General features: G+C 35.9%; 19 protein-coding genes and 1 pseudogene. 18 read left to right on the top strand and 2 right to left on the bottom strand.

All coding sequences use genetic code 11. From position 1 onward, the window contains the following. Nucleotides 1-142: 142 nt before the first annotated feature. Complete coding sequence (locus tag OL234_RS08300) at nucleotides 143-1543, bottom strand: TrkH family potassium uptake protein (protein WP_437184422.1); 1401 nt, start codon at nucleotides 1541-1543, stop codon at nucleotides 143-145. Between the two features lie 73 nt (nucleotides 1544-1616). Between OL234_RS08300 and OL234_RS08295 the strand changes: the two genes are divergently transcribed. From OL234_RS08295 to OL234_RS08210, 18 genes and pseudogenes are all read left to right on the top strand, one after another. Further along, the gene (locus OL234_RS08295) at nucleotides 1617-3458 is read left to right on the top strand and encodes a DNA-binding protein (RefSeq protein ID WP_275468768.1); all 1842 of its coding nucleotides are present in this window, start codon (nucleotides 1617-1619) and stop codon (nucleotides 3456-3458) included. A 162-nt stretch (nucleotides 3459-3620) separates the two neighbouring features. Then, entirely contained in the window at nucleotides 3621-5537 is a 1917-nt protein-coding gene (locus OL234_RS08290) for a cell division site-positioning protein MapZ family protein (protein WP_275468767.1), read from the top strand. A 323-nt stretch (nucleotides 5538-5860) separates the two neighbouring features. Then, nucleotides 5861-6430 (top strand): thymidine kinase, encoded by a 570-nt coding sequence (locus OL234_RS08285; protein WP_275468766.1) that lies wholly within the window; start codon nucleotides 5861-5863, stop codon nucleotides 6428-6430. Nucleotides 6431-6485: 55 nt separating this feature from the next. Then, a complete protein-coding gene (gene prfA, locus OL234_RS08280) occupies nucleotides 6486-7562 on the top strand; it encodes a peptide chain release factor 1 (protein ID WP_275468765.1) in 1077 nt (358 codons plus the stop codon). Then, on the top strand, nucleotides 7552-8391 hold the full coding sequence (gene prmC / locus OL234_RS08275) for a peptide chain release factor N(5)-glutamine methyltransferase (RefSeq protein WP_275468764.1): 840 nt from the start codon (nucleotides 7552-7554) through the stop codon (nucleotides 8389-8391). Before prfA ends, prmC begins: the two co-directional genes overlap by 11 nt. Before the next feature lie 144 nt (nucleotides 8392-8535). Next, on the top strand, nucleotides 8536-9561 hold the full coding sequence (locus tag OL234_RS08270) for an L-threonylcarbamoyladenylate synthase (protein WP_275468763.1): 1026 nt from the start codon (nucleotides 8536-8538) through the stop codon (nucleotides 9559-9561). 74 nt (nucleotides 9562-9635) lie between these two features. Further along, on the top strand, nucleotides 9636-10874 hold the full coding sequence (gene glyA / locus OL234_RS08265; RefSeq protein ID WP_275468762.1) for a serine hydroxymethyltransferase: 1239 nt from the start codon (nucleotides 9636-9638) through the stop codon (nucleotides 10872-10874). A 142-nt stretch (nucleotides 10875-11016) separates the two neighbouring features. Further along, the gene (gene upp, locus OL234_RS08260) at nucleotides 11017-11646 is read left to right on the top strand and encodes a uracil phosphoribosyltransferase (protein WP_275468761.1); all 630 of its coding nucleotides are present in this window, start codon (nucleotides 11017-11019) and stop codon (nucleotides 11644-11646) included. A 295-nt stretch (nucleotides 11647-11941) separates the two neighbouring features. Further along, nucleotides 11942-12934 carry an alpha/beta hydrolase gene (locus tag OL234_RS08255; RefSeq protein WP_275468760.1) on the top strand — a complete coding sequence of 331 codons (993 nt, stop codon included), beginning with the start codon at nucleotides 11942-11944 and terminating at the stop codon, nucleotides 12932-12934. 88 nt (nucleotides 12935-13022) lie between these two features. Then, nucleotides 13023-14195, top strand: coding sequence for an FtsW/RodA/SpoVE family cell cycle protein (locus OL234_RS08250; RefSeq protein WP_275468759.1), 1173 nt, complete (start codon nucleotides 13023-13025; stop codon nucleotides 14193-14195). A 109-nt stretch (nucleotides 14196-14304) separates the two neighbouring features. Beyond that, on the top strand, nucleotides 14305-14661 hold the full coding sequence (locus OL234_RS08245; RefSeq protein ID WP_275468758.1) for an arsenate reductase family protein: 357 nt from the start codon (nucleotides 14305-14307) through the stop codon (nucleotides 14659-14661). Nucleotides 14662-14688: 27 nt separating this feature from the next. Next, on the top strand, nucleotides 14689-15021 hold the full coding sequence (locus OL234_RS08240) for a glycine cleavage system H family protein (protein ID WP_275468757.1): 333 nt from the start codon (nucleotides 14689-14691) through the stop codon (nucleotides 15019-15021). 403 nt (nucleotides 15022-15424) lie between these two features. Beyond that, on the top strand, nucleotides 15425-16471 hold the full coding sequence (locus OL234_RS08235) for a methionine ABC transporter ATP-binding protein (protein ID WP_275468756.1): 1047 nt from the start codon (nucleotides 15425-15427) through the stop codon (nucleotides 16469-16471). After that, nucleotides 16458-17144 (top strand): annotated as a pseudogene (locus OL234_RS08230) (methionine ABC transporter permease); the annotation flags it as partial. The gene OL234_RS08235 and the pseudogene OL234_RS08230, both read left to right, overlap by 14 nt. A 30-nt stretch (nucleotides 17145-17174) precedes the next feature. Beyond that, nucleotides 17175-17996 (top strand): MetQ/NlpA family ABC transporter substrate-binding protein, encoded by an 822-nt coding sequence (locus OL234_RS08225; protein ID WP_275470139.1) that lies wholly within the window; start codon nucleotides 17175-17177, stop codon nucleotides 17994-17996. 126 nt (nucleotides 17997-18122) lie between these two features. Next, entirely contained in the window at nucleotides 18123-18509 is a 387-nt protein-coding gene (locus OL234_RS08220) for a DUF1033 family protein (RefSeq protein WP_275468755.1), read from the top strand. After that, the gene (locus OL234_RS08215) at nucleotides 18430-20517 is read left to right on the top strand and encodes a DNA topoisomerase 3 (protein WP_275468754.1); all 2088 of its coding nucleotides are present in this window, start codon (nucleotides 18430-18432) and stop codon (nucleotides 20515-20517) included. The genes OL234_RS08220 and OL234_RS08215 overlap by 80 nt, the downstream gene beginning before the upstream one ends. Before the next feature lie 106 nt (nucleotides 20518-20623). Beyond that, nucleotides 20624-23098, top strand: coding sequence for a DNA translocase FtsK (locus OL234_RS08210; RefSeq protein WP_275468753.1), 2475 nt, complete (start codon nucleotides 20624-20626; stop codon nucleotides 23096-23098). A gap of 64 nt (nucleotides 23099-23162) precedes the next feature. Here OL234_RS08210 and OL234_RS08205 read toward each other — a convergent pair whose 3' ends face one another. Then, entirely contained in the window at nucleotides 23163-25295 is a 2133-nt protein-coding gene (locus OL234_RS08205; RefSeq protein ID WP_275468752.1) for a Na+/H+ antiporter, read from the bottom strand. Between the last annotated feature and the right edge of the window lie 79 nt (nucleotides 25296-25374).

The raw sequence follows: 25374 nt of genomic DNA, 5'->3' as shown, positions 1-25374 counted from the left end.
ATTGATTACTTACTCTCATTGAAGTCTAAATTTTATCCAATTCATCATACCATAACTTGTTTGATTTTTTAATCATTTTTCCTAGCTGAGTTGAATAATTAATAAAAACCTATTCTTTCCAAAGGATCGAATAGGTTTAAGTTTAACCAATAATAATTTTTTCAGTTGGGTAGATGTAACCTTTGTCTTGCATCTCTTTAGGAACAAACAGCATTAAGGTATAAAGCATTCCGATTCGTCCGATAAACATTAATAAGGCAATAATAATTTTGCCTGTTGTTGACAAGTCGGGGGTAATTCCTAGGGATAGGCCTGTTGTTCCAAAAGCGGAGGTCACTTCGACAATTAAAGAAATGAGTGAGTGTTTTTCCGTTGCTGCCAAAATAATGACTGATAAAAAGCACATTAATAAGGATAAGTTAAACACAACGACTGATTTTTTTATATCTTCTTCTGAAATTCGGCGACCAAAAATACTGATTTTTTCTTCACTTTTAATAAATGAAAACATATAGAGGACAATGATTGCCACTGTTGTGGTTCGAACACCCCCTCCAACTGAACTAGGGCTGCACCCGATAAACATCAGCGTCGAAAATAGTAATAAGGTAGCCGTTTGAAAATCATTTAAATCATTGATTTGCAGACCAGCATTACGGGTAGTCATAGAGTAAAACATGGATGAAATCCATTGTTGACTACTAGACATATCAGCAAATAAATGTTGTCTTTCTAAAGCAAAAATGAGTAAAGTCCCAAAAATAAAAAGAATTAAGAAGGACCAAATAGCAAGTTTACTGAATAATGAAAAACGAAAAGGATAGCCGTGCTTAGATTTTTTGAAGAATAACCATTCTTTAATTTCCATAATAACAGGAAAGCCAATCCCACCAACTGTAATTAACAAAATGATGCAAATCAAAAAGAAGTGGTCATCAGCATAGGGAATAATAGAGCCTCCTGTCACGTCAAAACCTGAGTTTGTGACAGCTGAAATAGATTGATAGAAACCATAGAAAATGGAATCATAAATATTTGCCTGATGATGAGAGCTATAGAAGTGAATTGAAAAAATGACACCAAATAAAAGTTGAATCCACAAGAGAATAGCTAAAGTTGTTCTAATTAGTCTAACAATGCCGCTTAATTTAGGTTGGTTCATGTCGGTCATAATTAGTTGACGTTGTTTCAATGAAATTTTTCGTCTAGTCACAATAAAAAAGAAAGTTGAAACCATCATAATACCAAGTCCACCCACTTGAAATAGTATTTCTAAGAGGACGACTCCTCGGTGGTTAAAGACTTCGTTAATATTAAACGTACTGAGACCTGTTACACTAACAGTACTGATTGCCATAAAGACATCATCAAGTAAGCTGGTGTCTACTCCAGGATTTCTAAAAAACGCTAGTCGTAACAAGAAGAACGACAAAATCGTTAGTAGTAAATAGTAGAGAACGATCATCTGGATACTAGAGATGTGGGCAGATAAAAAGCGTGTGAAGTCACGTTTGTAGCCATAAAAAAAACGACGTTTGGCCAAGCGCTCAGCCCCTTTCAGATATAAATTCAAGTCCTAGTATAGCACGTCTAAAAATAACTGCAATTTATCCTTAATGATTTCTCATGAGGAAAAGAAAAAGTTTGTATTTTTAACTGTTTTTAATAAATCCGTTACGAGTTTAGTAGCGCCTATCGCAAACTTAAGATACAATAATAAGAAGAAGAAATGGGGGAAAATGATGTTAAGTCAGTTAGTGATTAGTCATATTATGGCGTTAATTTTAGTTGGTGGGTATTTAATTAGTAAGAAATTTCAATTAAATAAAAAACAATGGAAATTATTGGTGGGGCTTTTTTTAATTGTTATTGTTATGTATGGGTTAGTAATTTGGTGTGTATTGCCAAGTAAATCATTATTGAACTATTTATTGACGAACGGTATTTTAGGATTACTTGCTGTGGGAATTATCTATCTCGTCAATGAATGGGACGACTTAGTGACCGATATCAAGCGGCCCACTAGCAAAAAAGTTATTGGCCTTATTTTAGCAAGTTTAGTTTTATTAATTGCTTCTAATGGTTATGAAGTCTATAGCAAAAAACAAGTTTATGATACGTTGAATTTGGTTAAAGGAACAGATACACCGGAGCTTGATAAGGCAGACACACCTGTAACTATTCCACCTAAAACGGTAAGGAATAAAATGAAGAAATCAATGAATCAGTTTGATAACCAACAATTTTATAATTTAGGACGTTTACAGGTTCAAAAAGTTAAAGATGAAGTGGTCTATATTGCACCTTTAGAATTCAAAGGGTTTTGGCGATGGTTAAAAGGTGGCGTATCGGAAGGATATCTACAGATGTCAGCAACCGATGTGTACGAGCAGCCTATTCCCGTCAAACGTGGGATGAAATATATTCCAAGTGCTTTTTTCTTAAAAGATGTGGAGCGAAAAATTTATTTTGCTACAGCTACCTATAAATCAATTGGTGAACCACAACTAGAGATTGCTGATGATGGGCATGCTTACTATGTCCAAACACTTTATAAACCTCGTGGGATTTCTGAAAATCCTAATTATCGTAAGATGAAAATAGCTGTCTTAGATAGTGAAATTGGAGAAGTTAAAGTCTATGATTTAAAAGATGTTCCAGCTTTTATTGATGCACCAATTTCACCTGAAATGGCAACTGAGATGAATAGTGTCTATGGAAAATATGAAAATGGTTGGCTGAATAGTAAATTAGCCAAAAAAGGCGTCAAACTTGCAACGAGTAATGGGACAGAAGATCAGGTAACTCCCATCTTTAATGAGAAAGGTGAGATGTTGTATTTTACTGATTTTACATCACCTTCCAGTTCAGATGATTCAGCTATTGGCTATTCATTTATTAATGCAAGAACTGCAGAAATTACTTATTATAGTAAAAAAAATATGATGGATAGTGAAGGCTTATTAAACTTGGTCAATCTTGTTTATCCAGAAAAGAAATTGGAAGGAAACATGCCACTTCTTTATAATATTGATGGTGTGCCAACTTGGGTTGTATCGATGTTAGACAAAAATGGTATTTTCAAAAAAATTGCGTATGTCAATGCAACGGATAGTGATATTATCGCAATGGAAGACACGGTGTCTAAAGCCTTACAAAGTTACCGTCTGAAGCTAAGTCAAAAGACAAGCAATGTCTCAGCTACTGATAAAGCAAAAGAACAAACCATTGAGGGGACGATAAAACGTCTAACGCCACCAATGAATTTAAATGATGCGACTGTTATCAAATTTGTTTTAGATGATAACCAAGTTTATAGTGTTAATACGACAGACTATGAAGAGGCAACTTTCTTAGAGAAAGGTGATCAGGTTAGTTTTAAAGCAAATATCATAGGTAAACAAGCTCAAGGTTACGTGGAGGAGTTTAAAATTGAAGGGTTTGTTATTACAAGATAAATAGTCTTTTAACTAGTTATGATAAAAAGACCTTAAATGAAAAAAATCGAGATCAAAAAGCCCTTAACAATTAAGGGCTTTTTGTGATAAAATGAAGGTTGATATGCTCGGATTAAAGGCATGTGATTTAAAATAAAATTAACTAATAGGAATGTGATAAGCATGAGTAGAGGTGTAAAGTGTCCTAATTGTGGTCATATTGTGACTGCTGAGGAAAAGGTCTGTCCTAACTGTGATATCTTCCAACCAGGAGCAGAAGAAATTAATGCAGCATTGGTTTTAAAAAAAGATCGAAAAAGTCAACAAAAAGCTAAAAATGACTCTAAAGAGTCTAATTCAAAAAAAGAAAAAGTGGAAGTAGCTAGTACTGATACAAAAGCAACAGCGAATACGGCACTTATCGCCGATGAAGTAGCTAGTTCTAGTCCGTCGCAACAAGAAGAAACACTTCCTAGTAGTGATCAAGAAGTTTCTACAGAAGCGAAAGAAGAAGCAACTAGTGCGGATAAAAAAGCGGCGATGGTGGCAGGAATTGGTGCAGCAGCTTCTGCTGCTGGCATGAAAACAACGAGCAGTAAAAAAGAAGACATCAGTCAATCAGAGTTGAAAACGGAAAGTAAGTTGCCAGAGAAAGACTCGCCAGAGCCACCTAAAAAATCGAAGAATGTGAAAAAAACATTGGGAGTTATAGCTTTATTAGCCTTACTAATGGGTGGCGGGTATTATGGTGTAACCAAATATCAAGAAAATCAAGTGATTGAGGCGCAAAAATCCCATGACAAGATGTTAACAAAATTGACAAGTGATGTGGATAACTTGTTTTTGGATAAACGTAAGTTGTTTTTAAATGACTCATTTACCCCGAAACAATTAGCTAGTTTAAAAAAAGAAGTGAAGTCATTGGGGAAAGAAGATGACACTCAAAAAAATCTATTGACCGCAACTTTAGATGAAGTTGAGGAAGTATTTGATCGTCAAAAAGAAGTAAATGAATTGTTTGAGGAACCTGTTATAAAAGGTGACAAGGTCTTGGAAGATGTTGCGTTAAGTTCTGAAAAACCAAGGTTACCTAAGATGATAGAACAGCCTAAAGATCCACTAGATGAGACGATTAATCTGGCTATTGGTGTCGCCAATAAGCAAGTGGAAACAAGTGGAAAAGTTCAAAAAGAGATTGATGCCTTATTTGATCAAGAGGGTAATCTTAAAGAAGAGGTTACTAAAAAAGAGCTATCAGCTGTTCAAAAAAAACTATCCACAGCTATAAATCCCACATTGAAAAAGCAGTTGGCAGAAAAATTGGCTAAAGTGGACAATGAACTTCAAGAAAAGGCAGCTAAAAAAGCAGCTGTAGAAAAAGAAAAGGCAGCTAAAAAAGCAAATGCTAGGAAAGAAAAAGCCGAAAAAGAAAAAGTAGAAAAAGAAAAAGCGGCTAAAGAAGCAGTTGCTAAAAAAGCTAAAGTCGAAAAAGAAAAAATGGCTAAAGAGGCTGCTGCTAAAAAAGCTGAAGCCGAAAAAGAAAAAGTGGCTAAAGAAGCAAGTGATAAGCAAATAAATGCTGAAAAAGAAAATGCAACTAAAGAAGACGAATCAAAGGATTCAGAGATAGCAAGTCCACAAATTGAGGAACAACAATTGGTAGAAGAAACTGCCGAGCAAGCTGAGTTGGAACAACAGATATTAGATGAGCAGCAGCAAAAAGAAGCATTAGATGAACAGTATGATGCTGAAGAGACGGCTAAACAAACTGAAATAGAGGCCGAGGTTGCCAAACAAGCTGAAGAAGCTGCTAATCGTGAACAAGAAGCTGCTAAGAACATCGAAGGAGATTGGTCATGGGCGCCGGGAATTCAAGAAAAAGTTATTAACGAATGTCTGAGCCGAGGTTATATGACCGAGGGTGGTTATGAATTACGTCAACGTGAAATCGTTAACGGTGAGGCGTACTATGATTTATATGCTACTAACACCGATTCACCCTTATTGCGTAAACGTAATCCAAAAGATGTTCCAATTTATTTAGTAACAATCAATGCTAAAACAGGTTGGTTTAAAGGCGATGGAGGTCCTAATGCTTAAAAAAAACTATTAGTGATTTATCACTAATAGTTTTTTTCTAAGAAGATTAGATTTCTAAGAAGAGGTTAATTGATTTTTAGTCGTTTGTTTTTTAGTTAGTCTTTAGAATAGGGTTGTTTGAGGTCTATAAAAATTATTGGCTATAAATTTTTAAAATGATGTTTTGAATCTATATTATAAGAGCCTCTAAATTATGTTGTAGAGCGAATAAGATTATTTGGGAAATATGGGGGGCTTTTCGATTTTTTATCCCCAATAGGATGCTTTTTTTAAATTTTTACAGTATACTTACATAGGTAGAAAATGAAAGTTGGTGGAAGAGATTGGCACAGTTATTTTTTAAGTATGGGGCGATGAATAGTGGTAAAACGATTGAAATTTTAAAGGTTGCCCATAATTATGAAGAGCAAGATAAACCGGTGGTATTGATGACAAGTGGCGTTGATACACGGGATGGACTTGGAAAAGTATCGAGCCGTATTGGCTTATCTCGAGAAGCAACACCAATTTTTCATGAAACAAATGTCTATGATTATATCAAAAAGTTAGATTTTATACCCTATTGTATTTTGGTAGACGAATCGCAATTTTTAGAAAAGCATCATGTTGTGCAGCTAGCTAAAATTGTTGATGAATTAGAGATACCAGTGATGGCATTTGGATTAAAAAATGATTTTAAAAATGACTTATTTGAAGGTTCAAAATATTTATTATTATATGCAGATAAACTTGAAGAGTTGAAAACAATTTGTTGGTTCTGTCATAAAAAAGCCATTATGAATTTACGAATGAATGATGGTCAAGCGGTGTATACCGGTGAGCAAATTCAAATTGGTGGGAACGAAGCCTATTATCCAGTCTGCCGCAAGCATTATTTACATCCAGAGATTTAAATAATGAGGTAAGATATGGTCCAATTACAAATAAAAAATGATAAGGAGAATCATGATGTACGATCAATTACAATCAATCGAAGACCGTTACGAAGAATTAGGGGAGTTACTTAGCGATCCAGATGTGATTTCAGATACGAAAAAATTTATGGAATTATCAAAAGAAGAAGCTAATAGTCGTGAAACAGTAGAAGTTTATCGCCGTTATAAAGAAGTCGTAACAGGGATTTCTGAAACAGAAGAGTTGTTAGGTGAAAAACTTGATGCTGAGATGCAAGAATTAGCAAAAGAGGAATTATCGGAACTAAAAACAGAAAAAGAAGAATTAGAAGAGCGTATCACAGTCCTTATGATTCCTAAGGATCCCAATGATGATAAAAATATTATCATGGAAATCCGTGGTGCTGCCGGTGGTGATGAAGCAGCGTTATTTGCAGGTGATTTATTTGAAATGTACCAAAGTTATGCAGCATCACAAGGTTGGAAATTTGAAGTGATGGACGCTAATATTACTGATATTGGTGGTTATAAAGAAGTAACAGTAATGATTAGTGGTGAAAATGTCTTTTCTAAATTAAAATATGAAAGTGGCGCGCACCGTGTTCAACGCATTCCATCAACAGAATCACAAGGTCGTGTTCATACCTCTACTGCGACAGTAGTAGTTTTACCTGAAGCAGAAGAAGTTGAGTTAGAGTTGGAAGATAAAGATATTCGCGTAGATATTTATCATGCAAGTGGAGCTGGTGGACAGCATGTCAATAAAACTGCGTCAGCTGTTCGTTTGACGCATATTCCAACAGGTGTGGTAGTGGCAATGCAAGATCAACGTTCACAATTACAGAATAGAGAAAAAGCGATGAAAGTATTACGTACGCGTGTTTTTGATCAAATCCGTCAGGAGTCACAAAGCGAATATGATGCAAATCGTAAATCAGCAGTTGGGACAGGCGATCGTTCAGAACGTATTCGAACATATAATTTCCCCCAAAACCGTGTCACAGATCACCGAATTGGTTTAACAATTCAAAAATTAGACCGTATTTTATCAGGTGAATTAAGTGAGATCGTCGATGCTTTAATCATTTATGATCAAACTGCTAAGATTGAAGAGATGCAAAATGGCAACTAAGACCTATGTTGAAGTCCTTAAAGGGGCTTCTTCTTTTTTAGAAAATCATGGAAAAGAGCCTTATTTAGCTGAATATATGTTGTTAGAACGATTAGGTTGGACGAGGACAGAGTTATTGATAAGTCTGAGAAAAAGTATGCCTCAAAAGGAACAAGAACAATTAGAGGAAGATTTGAAATTAGTTATAGCCAATCATCCGCCTCAGTATATTATCGGCTCTTGTGAGTTTTATGGAGCACGTTTTAAAGTGACGGAAAACACTCTCATCCCGAGACCTGAGACAGAAGAACTTGTAGCTATGTGTTTAAATGAAAATAATCAGCAAGCTAATTTAAAGGTGATGGATGTTGGAACGGGCACAGGTGCGATTGCTTTGACTTTAAAGAGAGAAGCTAAAAATTGGGAAGTTTCTGCTAGTGATATTTCAAGAGAAGCGCTAACCGTTGCTAAGGAAAATGCTAAGTTACAAGATCAAGAAGTATTGTTTTACGAAGGGGATTTGTTAGAACCTGTTAGAGGTCAAACATTTGATATTATCATATCTAACCCCCCCTATATTAGTCAGGATGAATTTGATGTGATGGATGTTAGTGTACGTGAGTACGAGCCATCCCTGGCTTTGTTTGCTGAGAATGAGGGACTTGCCATTTACCAAAAATTAGCCTCACAAGTTGGTGAGGTTATGCATCAGAATAGTCGTCTTTATTTAGAGATAGGTTTCCAACAAGGGAGTGCAGTTGTGGCTATTTTTAAAGAAGTTTTTCCAGAAAAAACGATTAGGGTTCATAAAGATTTATTTGGCCAAGACCGGATGGTATCAGTACATTAGAGGTGGTAATGGCAATTCACTAAAAAACAATGAGTATTCTCATTAAACAAAGTAATGTTAAAACGAGTAGATGTAGAGAAATGTGGAAAATAGAAAGCTATTTAAAGAGCACAGTGCGTAATTAAGAAGGGTTGTGGATAAGCTGTGGAAACAAATTATTTTTCTGAAGAAACATTAAATCAAGCAGTGGAGTTATTGCAAAAAGGAGAGTTAGTAGCCTTTCCTACTGAAACAGTCTACGGTTTAGGGGCAGATGCGACTAATGCTGAGGCGGTTCAAAAAGTTTACCAAGCAAAAGGACGTCCAAGTGATAACCCATTGATTGTGCATGTGACAGGGCAAGAAGATTTAACCCATTATGTTGAAAGTATTCCAGTTGAAGCTAAGAAATTAATGGATAGCTTTTGGCCAGGACCTTTAACATTAATATTTAAGATAATACCTGGTAGTTTGCCAAGTGTTGTCACTGGAGGGTTAGAAACGGCTGCTTTTAGAATGCCAGCTAATGACTTGACCTTAGCTTTAATTGAACAAGTAGGGGCTCCCTTAGTGGGACCAAGTGCTAATACCTCAGGTAAGCCAAGTCCTACAACAGCCAAACATGTGATGCATGACTTAGCTGGCAAAATTGCTGGTATACTTGAAGGCGGTGCTACAAGTGTTGGTTTAGAATCAACGGTCTTAGATATGTCGGGAGATGTGCCAATGATTTTAAGACCGGGTCAGCTTACAGAAGTTGATTTAGAACAGGTTATTGGAGAAGTTACTATTGATCGCCATTTGATGACTGAAACTGAGGCTCCAAAGTCTCCAGGTATGAAGTACAAACATTATTCACCAAATGTTGAGGTGTGGATGATTGACTACCTTAAAGCGGATTTTAAAGAAGCTGTCTCGCTAGCAAAGAAAGATCACCTAAACGTTGGTGTATTAGCCTCTGAAAAAATAGTATCTGATTTAGGCTCTGAGATAACTGCTAGTTATATCTTAACTTCAAATGGGACTGTTTCAGAAGCTGCTAAACACTTATTTGCGGGACTAAGAGCGTTAGATGAGTGGGAAGAACCGCTTGATTTAGTCTTAGTTGAGACTTTTCCAGAAATAGGAGTAGGTGCTGCCTATATGAACCGTCTGAAAAAAGCATCAGGTGGTAAAATCTTTAAATGCTAAAGGGTAGGTTATACTTTGAATCAATCAAATAAATTGTGATACAATATTAAAAAGAACAAGGGGGTAGTTTGGGTATGGATTTTAAAGAGAATGATTTAGAATTATGGGATGCCATTATTAAAGAGGGGTATCGTCAAGATGAAAATATTGAATTGATAGCCTCAGAAAACTTTGTGTCAAAAGCAGTGATGGCGGCACAAGGGAGTATTTTGACTAATAAATACGCAGAAGGGTATCCTGGGAAGCGTTATTACGGTGGATGCGAGGTTGTGGATGTTGTTGAGAATTTAGCAATTGAGCGAGTTAAACAACTATTCGGTGCTGAATTTGCAAATGTTCAGCCTCATTCAGGATCACAGGCTAATACCGCTGCTTATATGGCCCTAATTGAACCAGGGGATGTCGTCTTAGGGATGGATCTAACGCATGGTGGTCATCTAACGCATGGGTCACCTGTTAATTTTAGTGGTAAAACGTATGATTTTCATGCCTATGGCGTCCAACCTGTTTCTGAAGAATTGGATTATGAAGTTATCCGTTATCATGCTCGTGAAATTAAACCCAAATTAATAGTAGCCGGAGCAAGTGCTTATAGTCGTGAGATTGATTTTAAAAAATTTCGTGAGATTGCAGATGAAGTTGGGGCAAAATTGATGGTTGATATGGCTCATATTGCTGGATTAGTAGCAACAGGTTTACATCAAAATCCAATGCCGTATGCTGATATTGTAACGTCAACGACACATAAGACCTTGAGAGGCCCTCGTGGAGGTATCATCCTAACAAATGATGAAGCGTTGGCTAAAAAAATCAACAGTGCTATTTTTCCAGGCATACAAGGGGGACCTTTGATGCATGTGATTGCCGGTAAAGCCGTAGCGTTTAAAGAAGCGCTTGCTCCTGAATTTAAAGAGTATCAAAAGCAAGTCATTGCCAACGCTAAGGCAATGGAAAAAGTCTTTAAAAACTCTAAAAATGCCCGCGTTATTAGTGGTGGTACCGACAATCATTTATTATTATTAGACGTCAGCGGTTATGGTTTAAATGGTAAGGAAGCTGAGGCCTTATTAGACCGTGCTCATATTACTGTTAATAAAAATACCATACCATTTGAAGTACTAAGCCCATTTAAAACGAGTGGTATCAGAATTGGAACTCCAGCGATTACTAGCCGTGGGATGAAAGAAGCGAGTGCTACAAGAATCGCTGAAATCATTGATCTGATTTTAAGTAATAAGGATAATGAAGACATTATTATTGGAGAAGGTAAAGAAGTTCGTTCAATTACTGGAAAATATCCACTATATCGTTAAAATATTAAAAAAAAGTGAGTGATTGACTAGTCAATCACTCATTTTTCCTTTACAATGGTTAGAGACAAAATTTAAACAGAGTAAGAATGATCTTAGCTTATTCTAGATAAAATCATTCATACGAAGAAAAAGGAGAATAGGAATGGGAAAATTTCAAGTTATTGATCATCCACTAATTCAGCACAAGTTAACTATCATTCGTGATAAAAATTGTGGAACAAAGGTATTTCGAGAGGTTGTCAATGAAATCGCTATGCTAATGGCTTTTGAAGTATCACGTGACATGCCTTTAGAGGACGTTGAGATTGAAACGCCAGTTGGAAAATCAATTCAAAAAACGTTATCAGGTAAGAAAGTAGCAATTATTCCAATTCTTCGTGCAGGTATCGGCATGGTAGACGGAATGTTAGAGTTAATTCCAGCAGCTAAAGTAGGTCATATCGGAATGTACCGTGACCATGATACATGGGAACCTGTAGAGTACTTTGTCAAATTACCATCAGATATTGAAACACGTCAATTATTTGTTGTTGACCCAATGTTAGCAACAGGTGGTTCTGCTATTTTAGCAGTAGATGCCTTAAAAAAACGTGGGGGAAACAATATTAAATTTGTATGTTTAGTTGCCGCTCCAGAAGGTGTTAAAGCATTACAAGAAGCACATCCTGACATTGATATCATTACAGCCGGTCTAGATGAACGTTTAGATGAAGATGGCTATATCGTACCAGGCTTGGGAGATGCTGGCGATCGTTTATTTGGTACAAAATAATTTTAGTTAATGAGTCCAGCCTACTGAATTTTTATAATTCAGTAGGCTTTTTTAGTGATAGCAGAAAATTATGCTAATGATTTAAGTAAAAGTGAGCCTAACTCTAAAATATTAAATTAAAAGTTATCATTTTAGAGTGTGTTAGCCACCATGAAAAAATAAAATATCATCAGAGTAACCTGACAGATACTGCTTGATATAGCTTAATATATATCATATACTTTTAGTACGATTATAAATTATAATGGCGAAGTCTATTGTTTAATAATTAGTTTAAATAAAAGGAAGTACTTGAATGAAAGAAATGTTGAAAGAAGCGGGGATTGTCACGCTAGTTTGTTTTATCTTTACATTATTTATTATTTTATTCACACCGTACCCTGCTAGTGAGTTGGTGTACCAGCAATTTAAAGCAGGTAGTCCGGCGCAAGCACCTAGCGACTATCAACAACTAAAAAAAGAAGTCAGTGTTCAAAAAGACTTGACGTACGAGTCGTTATTGCCTTCAAATAAGTATGATTTACTACGACCTAAAGGAAGTAAAAAAGTTCCTGTTATTATTTGGATACACGGAGGAGGATATGTTGGAGGTCAAAAATCTGACACAGAGATATATGCGACTATGTTAGCAAGTCGAGGATTTGCAGTCGCTAACATGGACTATTCATTAGCACCTACCAATCGTTATCCCAGTCCCTTAATCCAAGTAAGTGATCTTTATCATGAGTTGGCTAAAAATGCTAAAGCTTATAATTTAGATATGTCTCAAATTATCGTGGCAGGAGATTCAGCAGGTGGGCAAATAGCTGCCCAATATACGACGATTCAACTAGATAAGTCCTATAGTAAGCAAGTAAACCTACCGCAAGATATTCCTGCTAAAAATCTGGTAGGCACGGTTCTATTATGTACGCCATTCTCACTAGAAGCACTGACACAAGAAAGTAGTTCAATTATACTAGATTATTTTGTGAAAAAGATTGGTTGGGCTTATACAGGTACAAGTAACTGGGAAGATTCTGAGATGGTAAAAGAGGCCGATTTATTAACCGTCGTAAAAAAACCGTTTCCTAAGACTTTTATCGCCGATGGCAATACGTTTTCTTTCGCCGATCAAGGCAAAGCATTTGCTAAAGTTTTAAAAGATAGTGGCAGTGACGTGACGACTGTTTTTTATGATGAGACAGATACTGAGTTGATGCACGAATATCAATTTGATCTGTCACTAAAAGAATCTCAAGAGACATTTAAACAATTAACACAGTTTTTAGATGAAGTTAAAAAATAAAAAAATTATTAAATTTATTAAATGTTTTATGAAATAGAAGTAGATTGGTTATAATAAATAACAGGATTATATAGAAAAGAGATGTGACATGAATAAAACAAAAACAAGGTATAACTTGGATAATAGAATTGATTATGGCATCATTCTACCAGTTATGGTGTTATCATTAATGGGATTAGCTGCACTTTTTGTAGCATTGAATCATAATCCGATGATTGATGATCTTTGGACGCCAATGTTGAAACAAGTGTTGTGGATTTTAATCGGGGTGGCAGCGGTTGTTGTCTTAATGCAGTTTGACTCGAAAACATTATGGAAGATGACGCCGATATTTTATGCATTTGGCTTGGCATTAATGACCAGTCTGATTTGGTTTCATGATAAAGCGTTAGCTGTTATGACAGGCTCTAAAAACTGGATTAATATTGCAGGTCTTACGATTCAGCCGTCAGAATTAATGAAGATTGCATTTATTTTAATGTTAGCTTATGTGGTGACACAACATAACTCAGAACATGAGCATACAATTAAAAATGATTTTATTTTGATTGGTAAACTAGTTTTAACCATTTTACCTGTTGGGATTTTATTGAAATTCCAACAAGATTTTGGGACGATGTTAGTTTATGTTGCCATTCTAGGTGGTGTCTTCTTAATGTCTGGTATTACGTGGCGAATTGTTCTACCTGTTATTGGTATTTTCCTAGTGTTAGCAGCTATTACGATATATCTCGTTACAACAGATAGTGGACGTGATTTTTTATATGCTGCAGGGGTTAAACAATACCAGTTACTACGAATTGATTCTTGGTTAGATCCCTTCCATGATTCATCAGGAAAATCTTTCCAACAGGCTCAGGCACTTGTGGCGATTGGTTCTGGTGGTTTATTAGGAAAAGGATTTAACGTTTCAGAAGTAGACGTTCCTGTACGTGAATCTGATATGATTTTTACTGTTATTGGTGAAAACTTTGGATTTATTGGTGGTTGCTTAATGATATTAATGTATTTCTTTTTAATTTATCGCATGATTCGTGTTTGTTTTGACACAAATAATGAATTTTATGCCTACATTGCAACAGGAACAATTATGATGATTTTGTTCCATGTATTTGAGAATATTGGGGCTAATATTGGTCTGTTACCTTTAACTGGTATCCCACTGCCTTTTGTTAGTCAAGGTGGCTCATCATTACTGGGGAATTTAATTGGTGTCGGAATCATTTTATCCATGAAATTTCAAAAACAAGATTACAAGTAAAACAACCATCATGGTTGTTTTTTTGTTTAATGCTAGCTAAGGATGGGTTTTATTTTTATAGTCTAGGTATGTTATACTTAAAGTAATACATTAAGAAAAGAGGGATCAGATGGTTAATTTTTATTGGTATCCAAAATGTTCAACGTGTAAGAAAGCAAAAGCATGGTTAGATGAAAATAACATTGCTTATAATATGATTGATATGATTGAAACACCACCGACAAAAGAGCAGTTAGTTGGTTGGATGGAAGCAAGTGAGTTACCTGTTCGTCGTTTTTTTAATACAAGTGGTGTTCGTTACCGTGAGCAAGGGTTAAAAACTATTGTGAATGATTTTAGTAATGAAGAAGCAGCTGGTCGTTTATGTGTAGACGGAATGTTAATTAAGCGTCCAATTATGGAAAAAGTTGGCGAACCTGTCTTATTAGGGTTTAAAGAAGAAGCCTATGAGGATTTATTAAAATAAGAAAAGTGTTAGTGGGAGTTATGGAAAATGAAAAAGGTTATCAATAAGCAAATTTGGGTATTAAAAGATAAAGATACGTTTATATTCGGTTTAACTAATGAGGGACAAGATGATTTTGGTAATGTGACCTTTGTTATGTTACCAAAGGTAGGGGACAAGCTAGAGGTTGGGGATACCTTTGCTGAATTAGAAGCGGAAAAAGCTGTTACTGAATTAATAACACCGTTGGCAGGTACGATTGTGGAGATTAATAATGAATCATTACAAACGCCTTCTGTTTTAGACAATCCGGAAGAAAGAAAAGCTTGGATGATAGTTATGACGGATGTATCAGAAGAAGCTTTTTTAAATTTAGATTAATTATTGATTGACATCAAATGGCAATTGAGTTAGAGTATTATTATAAAATTAAAAAACAAAAAGCTTTGAAAAGAAGAGTACATATCAGGAAAGTTTAAAGAGAGCCCTGTAAGGTGTGAGTGGGTAACTGAAATGAGATGGAAGATGGTCTTTGAGCAAGCGTAAGTGATTCATAGTAGTTTTACTAGATAAGCTTACGACGTCTACACCCGTTACAGTGTCGCAGTATCAGGCTTGTTTTATTGGGTCTCGCACTGAAAGAGGTGTTGGATGAGAGTTCAGCATAAAAATAGGTGGTAACACGTTAGTTCAAACTTTCGTCCTAGTTTATTAAGATAAACTAGGACGGAAGTTTTTTTATTTTCATATAAAGGGTTAAGTGATAGAAAAGAGGGAATCGGATATGAGTCAAATTGAAATTAAAGAAGTATCAAAATTATTTAAGAGTAAAAAACAAGTAGTTACAGCTTTGAATAACGTTACATTAACGATAAATTCAGGTGATATCTATGGTATTGTGGGCTATTCAGGTGCAGGGAAAAGTACAATGTTACGTTTATTAAATGGCTTGGAGCAACCTAGTAGAGGGCAAGTTTTGGTAGACTATCGGGATATTGGACAGCTGAGAGGGAATGATTTACGAAAATATCGTCAAAAAGTGGGCATGATTTTTCAGCATTTTAATTTGCTATGGTCGAGGACTATTTTAGATAATATTCGTCTACCTTTGGAATTAAGTGGTATGAAAAAAGCTGAATCGAATCAGAAAGCTTCAGAACTATTAGCCTTAGTTGGCTTGAGTGGAAAAGAAGAGGCCTATCCTAGTCAATTATCAGGTGGGCAAAAGCAACGAGTTGGTATCGCTAGGGCTTTAGCCAACGATCCAATGCTCCTACTTTGTGACGAAAGCACGAGTGCCCTTGATCCGCAAACAACGGATGAAGTTTTGGAGTTGTTAGCTAAAATAAATCGGGAATTAGGTGTCACGATTGTTTTAATAACGCATGAGATGGCAGTCATTAGAAAAATATGTCACCAAGTAGCCGTGATGGAAAACGGTCAAGTTGTGGAACAAGGAGATGTTTTAAAAGTCTTTAGTGAGCCTCAAGAAGCAGTAACCAAACGCTTTGTTCAACAAGAAGTAGTCCCAAATTATGGGAATCCGTTATTAAAATTAGAAGATTTGGCAAAAGAGAAGAGAGAAGGAGTCTTGGTACAAGTCACTTTTAAAGGGAATCAAGCAACTCAACCTTTAATATCAAAGATGATTAAAGCGAGTCAAGTTGATGTTAATGTGATTCAAGGTCAAATACAAGCTTTACAAAAAGGCTCAGTTGGGACGTTATTGATTGAACTGCTAGGTCAGAAAACATCTATAGAAAAAGCCTTAATTTATTTAGAAAAACAAGAAGAAGTGAGTTTGGAGGTAGCCGTTTATGAAGGAAATTAATTTTGTTTCAGAATATTTAGATATAAAACAATTAAATAAGTCACAATTAGTTAAAGCCACGTGGGAGACACTTTATATGACAAGTGCTTCTATGGTTTTAGTGATTATCTTAGGGTTGATTTTAGGACTAATGTTATTTTACTTAAAAAGAAGACAAGGGAGATTAGCTCAAGTTGGCTATAGCTTTTTATCATTTTTCAGTAATATTTGCCGATCAATTCCCTTTATTATTTTGATTGTACTTTTAATCCCAGTTACAAGGTCAGTAATTGGAACATTTTTAGGACCAACAGCGGCTATTCCAGCGTTAGTGATTTCTGCTACCCCTTTTTTCGGTAGATTGGTTGAAATAGCTTTACGTGAAGTGCCAGAAGGCGTGTTAGAAGCAGCTGATGCGATGGGAGCATCTAAAAGCCAAACAATATTTAAAATATTACTTCCAGAAAGTTTGCCAGCTATAATATCAGGAATTACCGTAACAACAATTACGATGATTGGTTTCACGGCTATGGCTGGAGCGATTAATGCTGGTGGGTTAGGTGGATTAGCTTATCAAGATGGGTTTATGAGAAATAATTTAACTGTAACATTTGTTGCGACTATTTTGATACTAGTTTTAGTTTTTATTATTCAAGGATTAGGAGATAGTTTAGTAGCGATAGTAGACAAACGACAAAAAGTAGCGAGTCATCGCCCAGCTATTATGTGGGGAAGTTTGGCTGTCTTATTTTTAACTATTTTAATGGGATTCAGTGCAGTAGAGGCGACGTCATTTAAAGAAACGACGTCATTACGAGTTGGAGCATCGCCAACCCCACATACTGAAATTTTGGAATATATTAAACCACAGTTAGCTAAAGAAGGGATTACACTAGAAATTGTAAAATTTGATGATTATATTTTACCTAATAAGTCTTTGGCAGAGAAAGATATTGATGCCAATTATTTTCAACACGAGCCTTTTTATAACCTAGCAGTCTCAGAAAATGATTATCAATTTGCTAATCAAGGGCCAATTCATATTGAATTAATGGGACTGTACTCTAAGAGAATTAAGACAATATCAGAGTTAGAAATGGGAGCAACTGTTATGGTAAGCAATTCAGAGTCTGATTGGGGTAGAGTTATCACAATATTGGAAACAGCTGGTTTAGTGAAAGTTGCCAAGGGAGTAGAGTTAGCTACAGCGACTTTTGATGATATTGTGGAAAACCCACTGAAATTAAAGTTTATTCACACAGTTAACCCAGAGTTATTAACACAAGCTTATCAAAATGATGAAGCAGATTTGGTCGCAATTAATGCTAATTTTGCTAGTACAATCCAGTTATCACCAACTGTAGACAGTGTTTTAGTAGAAAAAGAAAAGTCACCGTATGCTAATATTTTGGTAAGTCGTAAGGATAATCGTCATGATGAAGCGATCAAGGTCTTGGTTAAAGCCTTACATTCTAAAAAGACACAATCATGGATAAAAAAAGAATGGGGTGGGAAAATACAACCTGTTAATGGCATGATTAAATAAGCTAAAAAAGATGCCACTAATTTATGGCATCTTTTTTGTTAGCTCAGACACAAGTATAAAAGTTGCAGAATTTGCCATAAGGACGTAGACTTAGAGGACATAACAAGCATGAAAGGTGGCTTAAAAGTGTATCAAGTAATCGTAATGTATGGAGAAAATGAACCGTGGTGGTTTTTTGAGGATTGGGAATTAGATATTGTGGAAGAAGATATTTTCGACAATTTAATTGAAGCAAAGGCATGTTATCGTGAAAAATTTGCCAAATTGCATAAAGAATATAGTATGATAAAAGAGAAATCAGATTATTTAACAGCTTTTTGGGAGGCAGATGATTTACGCTACTGTGAAGAGTGTGATGAAGACCTTCAATTATATAAAGGGCTGATGCTTCTGAAAGATTGTAAAAAATTGTCAGAAGCTGGAAAGGAATTAGATGAAACAATTAATTATCGCAGAAAAGCCAAGTGTTGCCAGAGACCTAGCGCAGGTACTAGGAGCAACGAAGAAAACTAAAACTTACATTGAAGGACCAAATGTTATTATTACATGGGCTTTAGGGCATTTGTTAGGCTTGAAGATGCCTGAGGACTATAACAAGGAATGGGCTCAATGGAATATGGAAACCTTACCAATGATTCCTAAAAAAGTTGGAATCAAACCACTTCCTAAAACAGGCCATCAGTTAAAAGCAATTAGTCAATTAGCTAAACGTCAAGATGTTTCAGAAGCAGTTATTGCAACTGATGCAGGTCGTGAGGGAGAGCTAGTTGCACGTTGGATTTTGGAGTATGTACGTTTCAATAAGCCAGTCAAACGTTTATGGATTTCATCGCAAACAACGAAAGCTATTAAGGATGGTTTTAAGAAACTAGAACCAAGTAAACATTATGATAATCTTTATCGCTCAGCTTTAGCTAGAGCTGAGGCTGATTGGCTGGTTGGCTTAAATGTCACACGTGCTTTGACAGTTAAATATGAGGATAATTTATCAGCTGGGCGGGTTCAAACACCAACGCTTGCCATGGTTCGTAAGCAAGAGGAACGGATTGAAAATTTTAGGGCAGAAAATTTTTACACCATTGATTTGACCTATGGAGGCTTAAAGGGACGTCTTCAACTTAAAAATCCACGTCAATTTTCAGAACGAGAACAAGCAGAGCAGTTAGTCGATAAGTTAGTAGCTCAAAAAACATTGGTGACATCAGTCAAGAGTAAACAAAAAAAAGAATTAGCACCGTTACCCTATGATTTAACTGAAATTCAACGAGAGGCTAATCAACGTTTTGGCTTCTCGGCTAAAAAAACTCTAGGCTTGGTTCAAAATTTATACGAAATCCATAAAGTCGTGACTTATCCACGGACAGATTCTAAATATTTAACCCGTGATATGGCTTCTACGATGAAGGAACGTTTACAAGCAGTTGCTAGTTATTATCCAGATGAAGCGAAAGCAGCTATACGCAAGGGAAGCAAAGTTCAAGTGACTAAAGTTTTTCAAGATGAAAAAGTGACAGATCACCATGCACTAATCCCAACAGAACAAGTGCCACGTGCAGAAAAGATGGATAATGATGAACAAAAAATTTATCAAATGATTACTAAACGCTTTTTAGGACTTTTTGGTGATGCTCATATTACTGAACAGCAAACAATTGAAGCTAAAAATGCAGAGAACATTTTCTTGTTTAAACAAACAAAAATTATCCAGCCAGGATTTAAAGTTGTTAAACAAGAAGACATTCAAAAACAAGTAGAGTTTAAAGAAGGCATGACCTTAAACAATCAATTTCAACTAAATAAAGAAATAACAAGTCCACCGGCAGCTCTGTCAGAAGGTAGTTTGCTTGGCTTGATGGAAAAACATAAATTAGGTACGCCAGCTACTCGTGCAGAAATTATTGAAAAATTAATCAAATCAGAATTAATGAGTCGGACAGCTAATAAATTAGCCGTGACACCAAAAGGCAAACAGTTATTAAAACTAGTAAACCCGTCTCTAGTTAGCCCAGATTTAACTGAGAAATGGGAAAGTGCCTTGGAAGAAATTGCTCAAGGAAAACGTGATGGGAAAACTTTCATAAAAGAAATTGAAGAAGATACTACTAAGTTGGTCAAAGAAATTAAGTATAGTGAGCAAAAGTATACCGATTTTTCATTGACTAATAAAGAATGTCCAGAGTGTGGGGAAGCCTTACGTGAGAAAAACACACGAGATGGTAAGATTTACGTCTGTACTGGAGAAACTTGTAAATATCGTCGTCGCAAAGATCCTAAAGTCTCAAATCGACGCTGTCCTCAGTGTCATAAAAAGATGGAAATTCATGAAGGTAAAAATGGGCAATTCTTCAAATGTAAGACATGTGTGATTACAGAGAAAATTGAATCAGGCAAGGGTCGGAAGAAAAAGATGACCAAACATGAAGAGAAGAAATTGCTAAAAAAATATAGTCAATCACAAGCAAGTGAACCAGAAGAAAGTCCGTTAGCCTTAGCTTTAAAAGCCGCTATGAAAGATAATTAAATTAAGCGCTGTTAATTTTATCTCAAAAGAGATTGGATTAACAGCGCTTTTGTGTAGTTTGTTTGCTTTAGATTTTGTAGTATAATAAATAGGACTTAAAAGGAGGATGAGCATGGCAAAGAAAAAAACAAGTCGCTCGAAGAAAGTTACTAAAAAACAACAAGCACAACAAGAACGACTGCTTTCAGCCATAATAGGAGCAGGTTTAACCTTATTAGGGATCTTTGGCTTATTTAAGCTAGGATTTTTAGGCGTATTTTTGGCTAATATTTTTCGTTTATTTGTAGGTGTGACCTATCCATTATTAGCAATATTAACTATTATATATGGCTTACTACTCGTATTTATTGGACCAGATTTTTCATTAAAAAAACCGAAGATATGGATCGGCTCAGTTATCTTTTATATAGGTATTTTGATAGTAGTTCAGGCGGTCAATTTCAGACCTTATTTAGGGACTGATGTGAGTGCTTTAACGGTTATTTGGGACAAGCTCGTGTTAGATATTAGAAATAACGTTATTTTCGAAACAGTCGGTGGAGGTTTGATAGGGGCTAGTTTGTATAGTATGAGCTATTTCTTAGTCTCTCAAGTGGGTACTTATTTGATTTCAGGTCTATTATTATTATTGGGAAGTTTTTTAGTTTTAGATGTGAAATGGGAACATGTACAAGAAAATTCTCAAACAAGTTTTCAATCCATTAAAAATTTACTATCATCACAGCAAGCAAGGCGGGCAGAACGTCGTCGATTAAGAGAGATTGAAAGAGCAGAAGAAAAGTTATTAGCTGAAGAAAAAAGACGTGAAAAAGAAGCTAAAGTTGCTGAGCAAAAAGAGTACGAAAAAGCTTTGGCAATTGCCTCTAAACCGACTGAGCTGGAGGAAGAAAATCTTGCTGATTTGGTTGCAAAGGAAGAACCTGTAGCTATTGATAATTATCAAGCAAATTATCAAATGCCAACAGAGCCAATTGTTACTAAAGCAGCTGATTATTTGGCAAAAGGTTCCATCACAGAAGGACCAACAACTCAAGTAGAAGATCCTGAGGAGTTGCCACTTGATTTTGATATACCAGTTGAAACAGAAAATCGTGATTACCTTGTTCCCCCATCTACTTTGCTAAATGAAATTCCTTTAACAGATCAAAGTGATGAGTATAAGTCTATTGAAGTCAACGTTGGAATATTGGAGCAAACCTTTAAGAGTTTTGGAGTAGATGCTAAAGTTGTCAGAGCTAGTTTAGGTCCATCTGTTACAAAATACGAAATTCAACCGGCTGTGGGGGTCAAAGTTAGTAAAATTGTCAGTTTAACAGATGATCTAGCGCTTGCCCTAGCTGCAAAGGATATTCGGATGGAAGCGCCTATCCCTGGTAAATCTTTAATCGGGATTGAGGTGCCTAATAACACCGTTAGTATGGTTTCTTTTAGAGACATTATTGAAGCACAACCAAAACATGAAGAAAATTTACTGGAAGTTCCTTTGGGTAGAGATATTTCAGGGTCAGTTATTTCAGCAGATTTGGCTAAAATGCCTCATTTACTGATAGCTGGTTCAACAGGAAGTGGGAAGTCTGTCTGTATCAATGGCATAATTGTGAGTATCTTAATGCGTGCTAAACCACATGAAGTTAAATTGATGATGATTGATCCCAAAATGGTTGAGTTAAATGTCTATAATGGGATTCCACATTTATTGACACCAGTGGTGACTAATCCACGTAAAGCGGCTCAAGCCCTGCATAAGGTAGTGAGTGAAATGGAACGTCGCTATGAATTATTTGCTAGCTCTGGCGTTCGTAATATTACAGGCTATAATGAAATGATTGTAAAAAATAATGCCAAAGAGGGGATTGAAACACCTGTCTTACCTTTTATTGTAGTGATTGTTGATGAGTTAGCAGACTTGATGATGGTTGCAAGTAATGAAGTTGAAGATGCTATTATTCGATTAGCTCAAATGGCCCGTGCAGCAGGTATTCATATGATTTTAGCAACACAGCGCCCAAGTGTTGATGTTATTACAGGCATTATTAAAGCGAATGTTCCGTCTCGGATTGCTTTTGCTGTTTCAAGCGGAACGGATTCTAGAACAATTATTGATGGCAATGGAGCTGAAAAGTTATTAGGTCGTGGAGATATGTTATTTTTACCAATGGGTGAAAATAAACCAATCCGTGTGCAGGGGGCGTTTATTTCTGATTCAGAAGTGGAAGATATTGTCAGTTTTGTGACAGAGCAACAAGGTGCTGACTATCAAGAAGATATGATGCCAACTGATGAACCAGAAGCACCAACAGTTAATGGAATGGAATTAGATGAGTTATATAATGAGGCAGTCGAGTTTATTATCAGAGAAGATAAGGCGAGTGTCTCCATGTTACAACGTAAGTTTAGAGTTGGTTATAACCGAGCCGCTCGGATGATTGATCAATTAGAAGAGACAGGGGTAGTAGGACCATCTGAAGGAAGCAAACCTCGTAAAGTTTTGCGTCGTTATATTCCTGAAGAAGAGGTGAACAACTCTGCCTTATCATCTCATCCCCCATTACCACCAGAACCCCCAGAAGGGAATTATTAAAGCAGAAAAACACTTACTTTTTTGTTACCACATGGAGTGGTAGACAGATAAGTAAGTGTTTTTTTTAATTGCTTGCTTCGCTTTGTAAAAGAGAGCTTTCATAGTAATTAAGGGACTGACGTAGATGATTGGCCATTTGAAGCGTTATTTTTCCTTGTTGATAAAGTTCTTGAACAGTTTCGCGTTCAGCATCAAGTGCTTTCATATAGAATTCTTGGACTAATTTTTGATAGTCATGTTTTGATTTTTGACTAAAGTTTTTTATCCGATTTAATTTATGAAGATACTCATATAATTTTTGATTCACAATATGCTTATGTAAGTCATAGCCATCATCATTGGTATTTAAAGTTTTTTTATAATTTTTTAGTGAGTCAATTGCGCCTTTAGTACTTTCGGTTTCTAATTTAATTAAAATAGTATCAGCTAGTAAGATATCTTCTTGATGTTGAGCGGATTTAAAACGCCAAAAAGCGACATTAGTCTGTCGTTTAAGAACAAATAGATAGCGTTTAAAGGCATTTAAAGCCCCACTTTCAAAGGCTTCTCGTTTGGCTGTCACTACTTTCAAATAATTTTTAACCATTAATTCAGAGACGTCACCGTTGGCTAACATTTTTTCAACACCATGACGTTCTCCTTGAATTGCAATATCTTGGACATTTTTCTCAAGGCGTGAGTATAGGCGATTTGTTTGTTCGTCATTATGTTCACGGTAAAGGTGTCTCAAACGTGATTCAAATTCTTGAATCAAATCCGTTAGGATCATGTGATCGTCAGAGTTTTGCGTTTCTTGTTTTAAAATCGTGATGGCTTCTTTGACCATAATTTGTCTAGCCTCAAGCTCGGTAAGACGTGTTCGATTTTGTGAATGGCTACTTTCCGATGGTTGTATTTTTTGGGATTGTGACTCGTTTCCAACTAAAGGTAAGCGTTGTTTTTGTTTTGTTAAAATAGGTAAGGTAATGGTTGCAACAATTAGGCTTGTTAAGACTACACCACAAGCTAAGGTAATGATTAATGGGCGTTCGATAAAGACCTCCCCGTTAGGTAAGAAGAAGGGCATAGACATGATTGATGCCATAGTCACAGCGCCACGTACACCTGTCAACCCTGTCATCAAAGCTGTAATAAAGGTTGGTCGAGTTAAGGCATTATCAGAATTAGCATTATTTTTTTTCAAATAAGTTAGCCACATATAGATATATGACCAAACAACTCTCACAATCAATAAGAAAATCCAAATGGAGAGAATATAGAATAGAAGTGTTCCATTGTGTATGGCAGGGTTGACAATTGTTTCACGCATAGCTATGGGTAACTCAATGCCAAGTAAAACAAAGACAAGGCCATTTAAAAGGTACACAAGCATGTCCCACATTTTGTTTGTGATCAGTCTTGCCTCAGAATGTCTGCTTCTAAAAATTGGCGTTTGGTTGATAGATAAAACACCAGCTGAGACTACGGCAATAACACCAGAAGCACCTAAAACTTCATCTGCTAAAATATAGATGATAAAAGGAGTTAGTAGCTGAATAGTAGTATGTAGCACGGCATCATGAATTCCTTGTTGGACTAGAACTAGTCGTAAAAAATGAATAAATGAAATACATAAAATTCCGACTAAGACTCCGACAAGAGCCATATAGAAAAAATCACCAGTTGCTTTTGTCAATGAAAAATGTCCGGTCATAAAAGCAGCTAAGGCATATTTAAAAGCAATTAGCCCGCTGGCATCATTGATGAGGCTTTCACCACTAATTAAACTAAGAATTTTTTTAGGTAGTTTAATTTGTTCTGCGATCCCATGAACTGCTACAGGATCTGTTGGAGAAAGAACAGCAACTAGTGCCATTGCCAAAGGTAAGGGGACATCTGGAATTAGCCAATGGATAAAGAAACCACCAGTAACAGTTGTCAGTAAAACGAGCCAAATGGCATAGGCAAAAATAGGTGTTTTCAATTCCCAAAGCTCATTTTTAGGAAACATCTTACCATCGTTAAATAGTAAGGGTGCAACAAATAATAACATAAACCAATCGGCTTCCAAGGTAATATTGATATCTAATGCAAGTGCGACTATTAGTCCAACAGCTATTTCGATTAGGGCTGTCGGAATTGATACTAAATAATGACTGATAATATTGGATATAATTACAAGAACTATCATAAAGATACTTGCCACCAATACGGTCATTCGCATCACCTCCATTTTAATTATACCAAAAAAAATTAGACATACCTAAGGAAATGAAAAAAAGTTATGATTATTCTGA

It is taken from the genome of Vagococcus intermedius (assembly GCF_029144185.1).
Lineage (GTDB): Bacteria > Bacillota > Bacilli > Lactobacillales > Vagococcaceae > Vagococcus_D > Vagococcus_D intermedius.
This window is presented reverse-complemented; position numbering and strand designations above follow the sequence as displayed.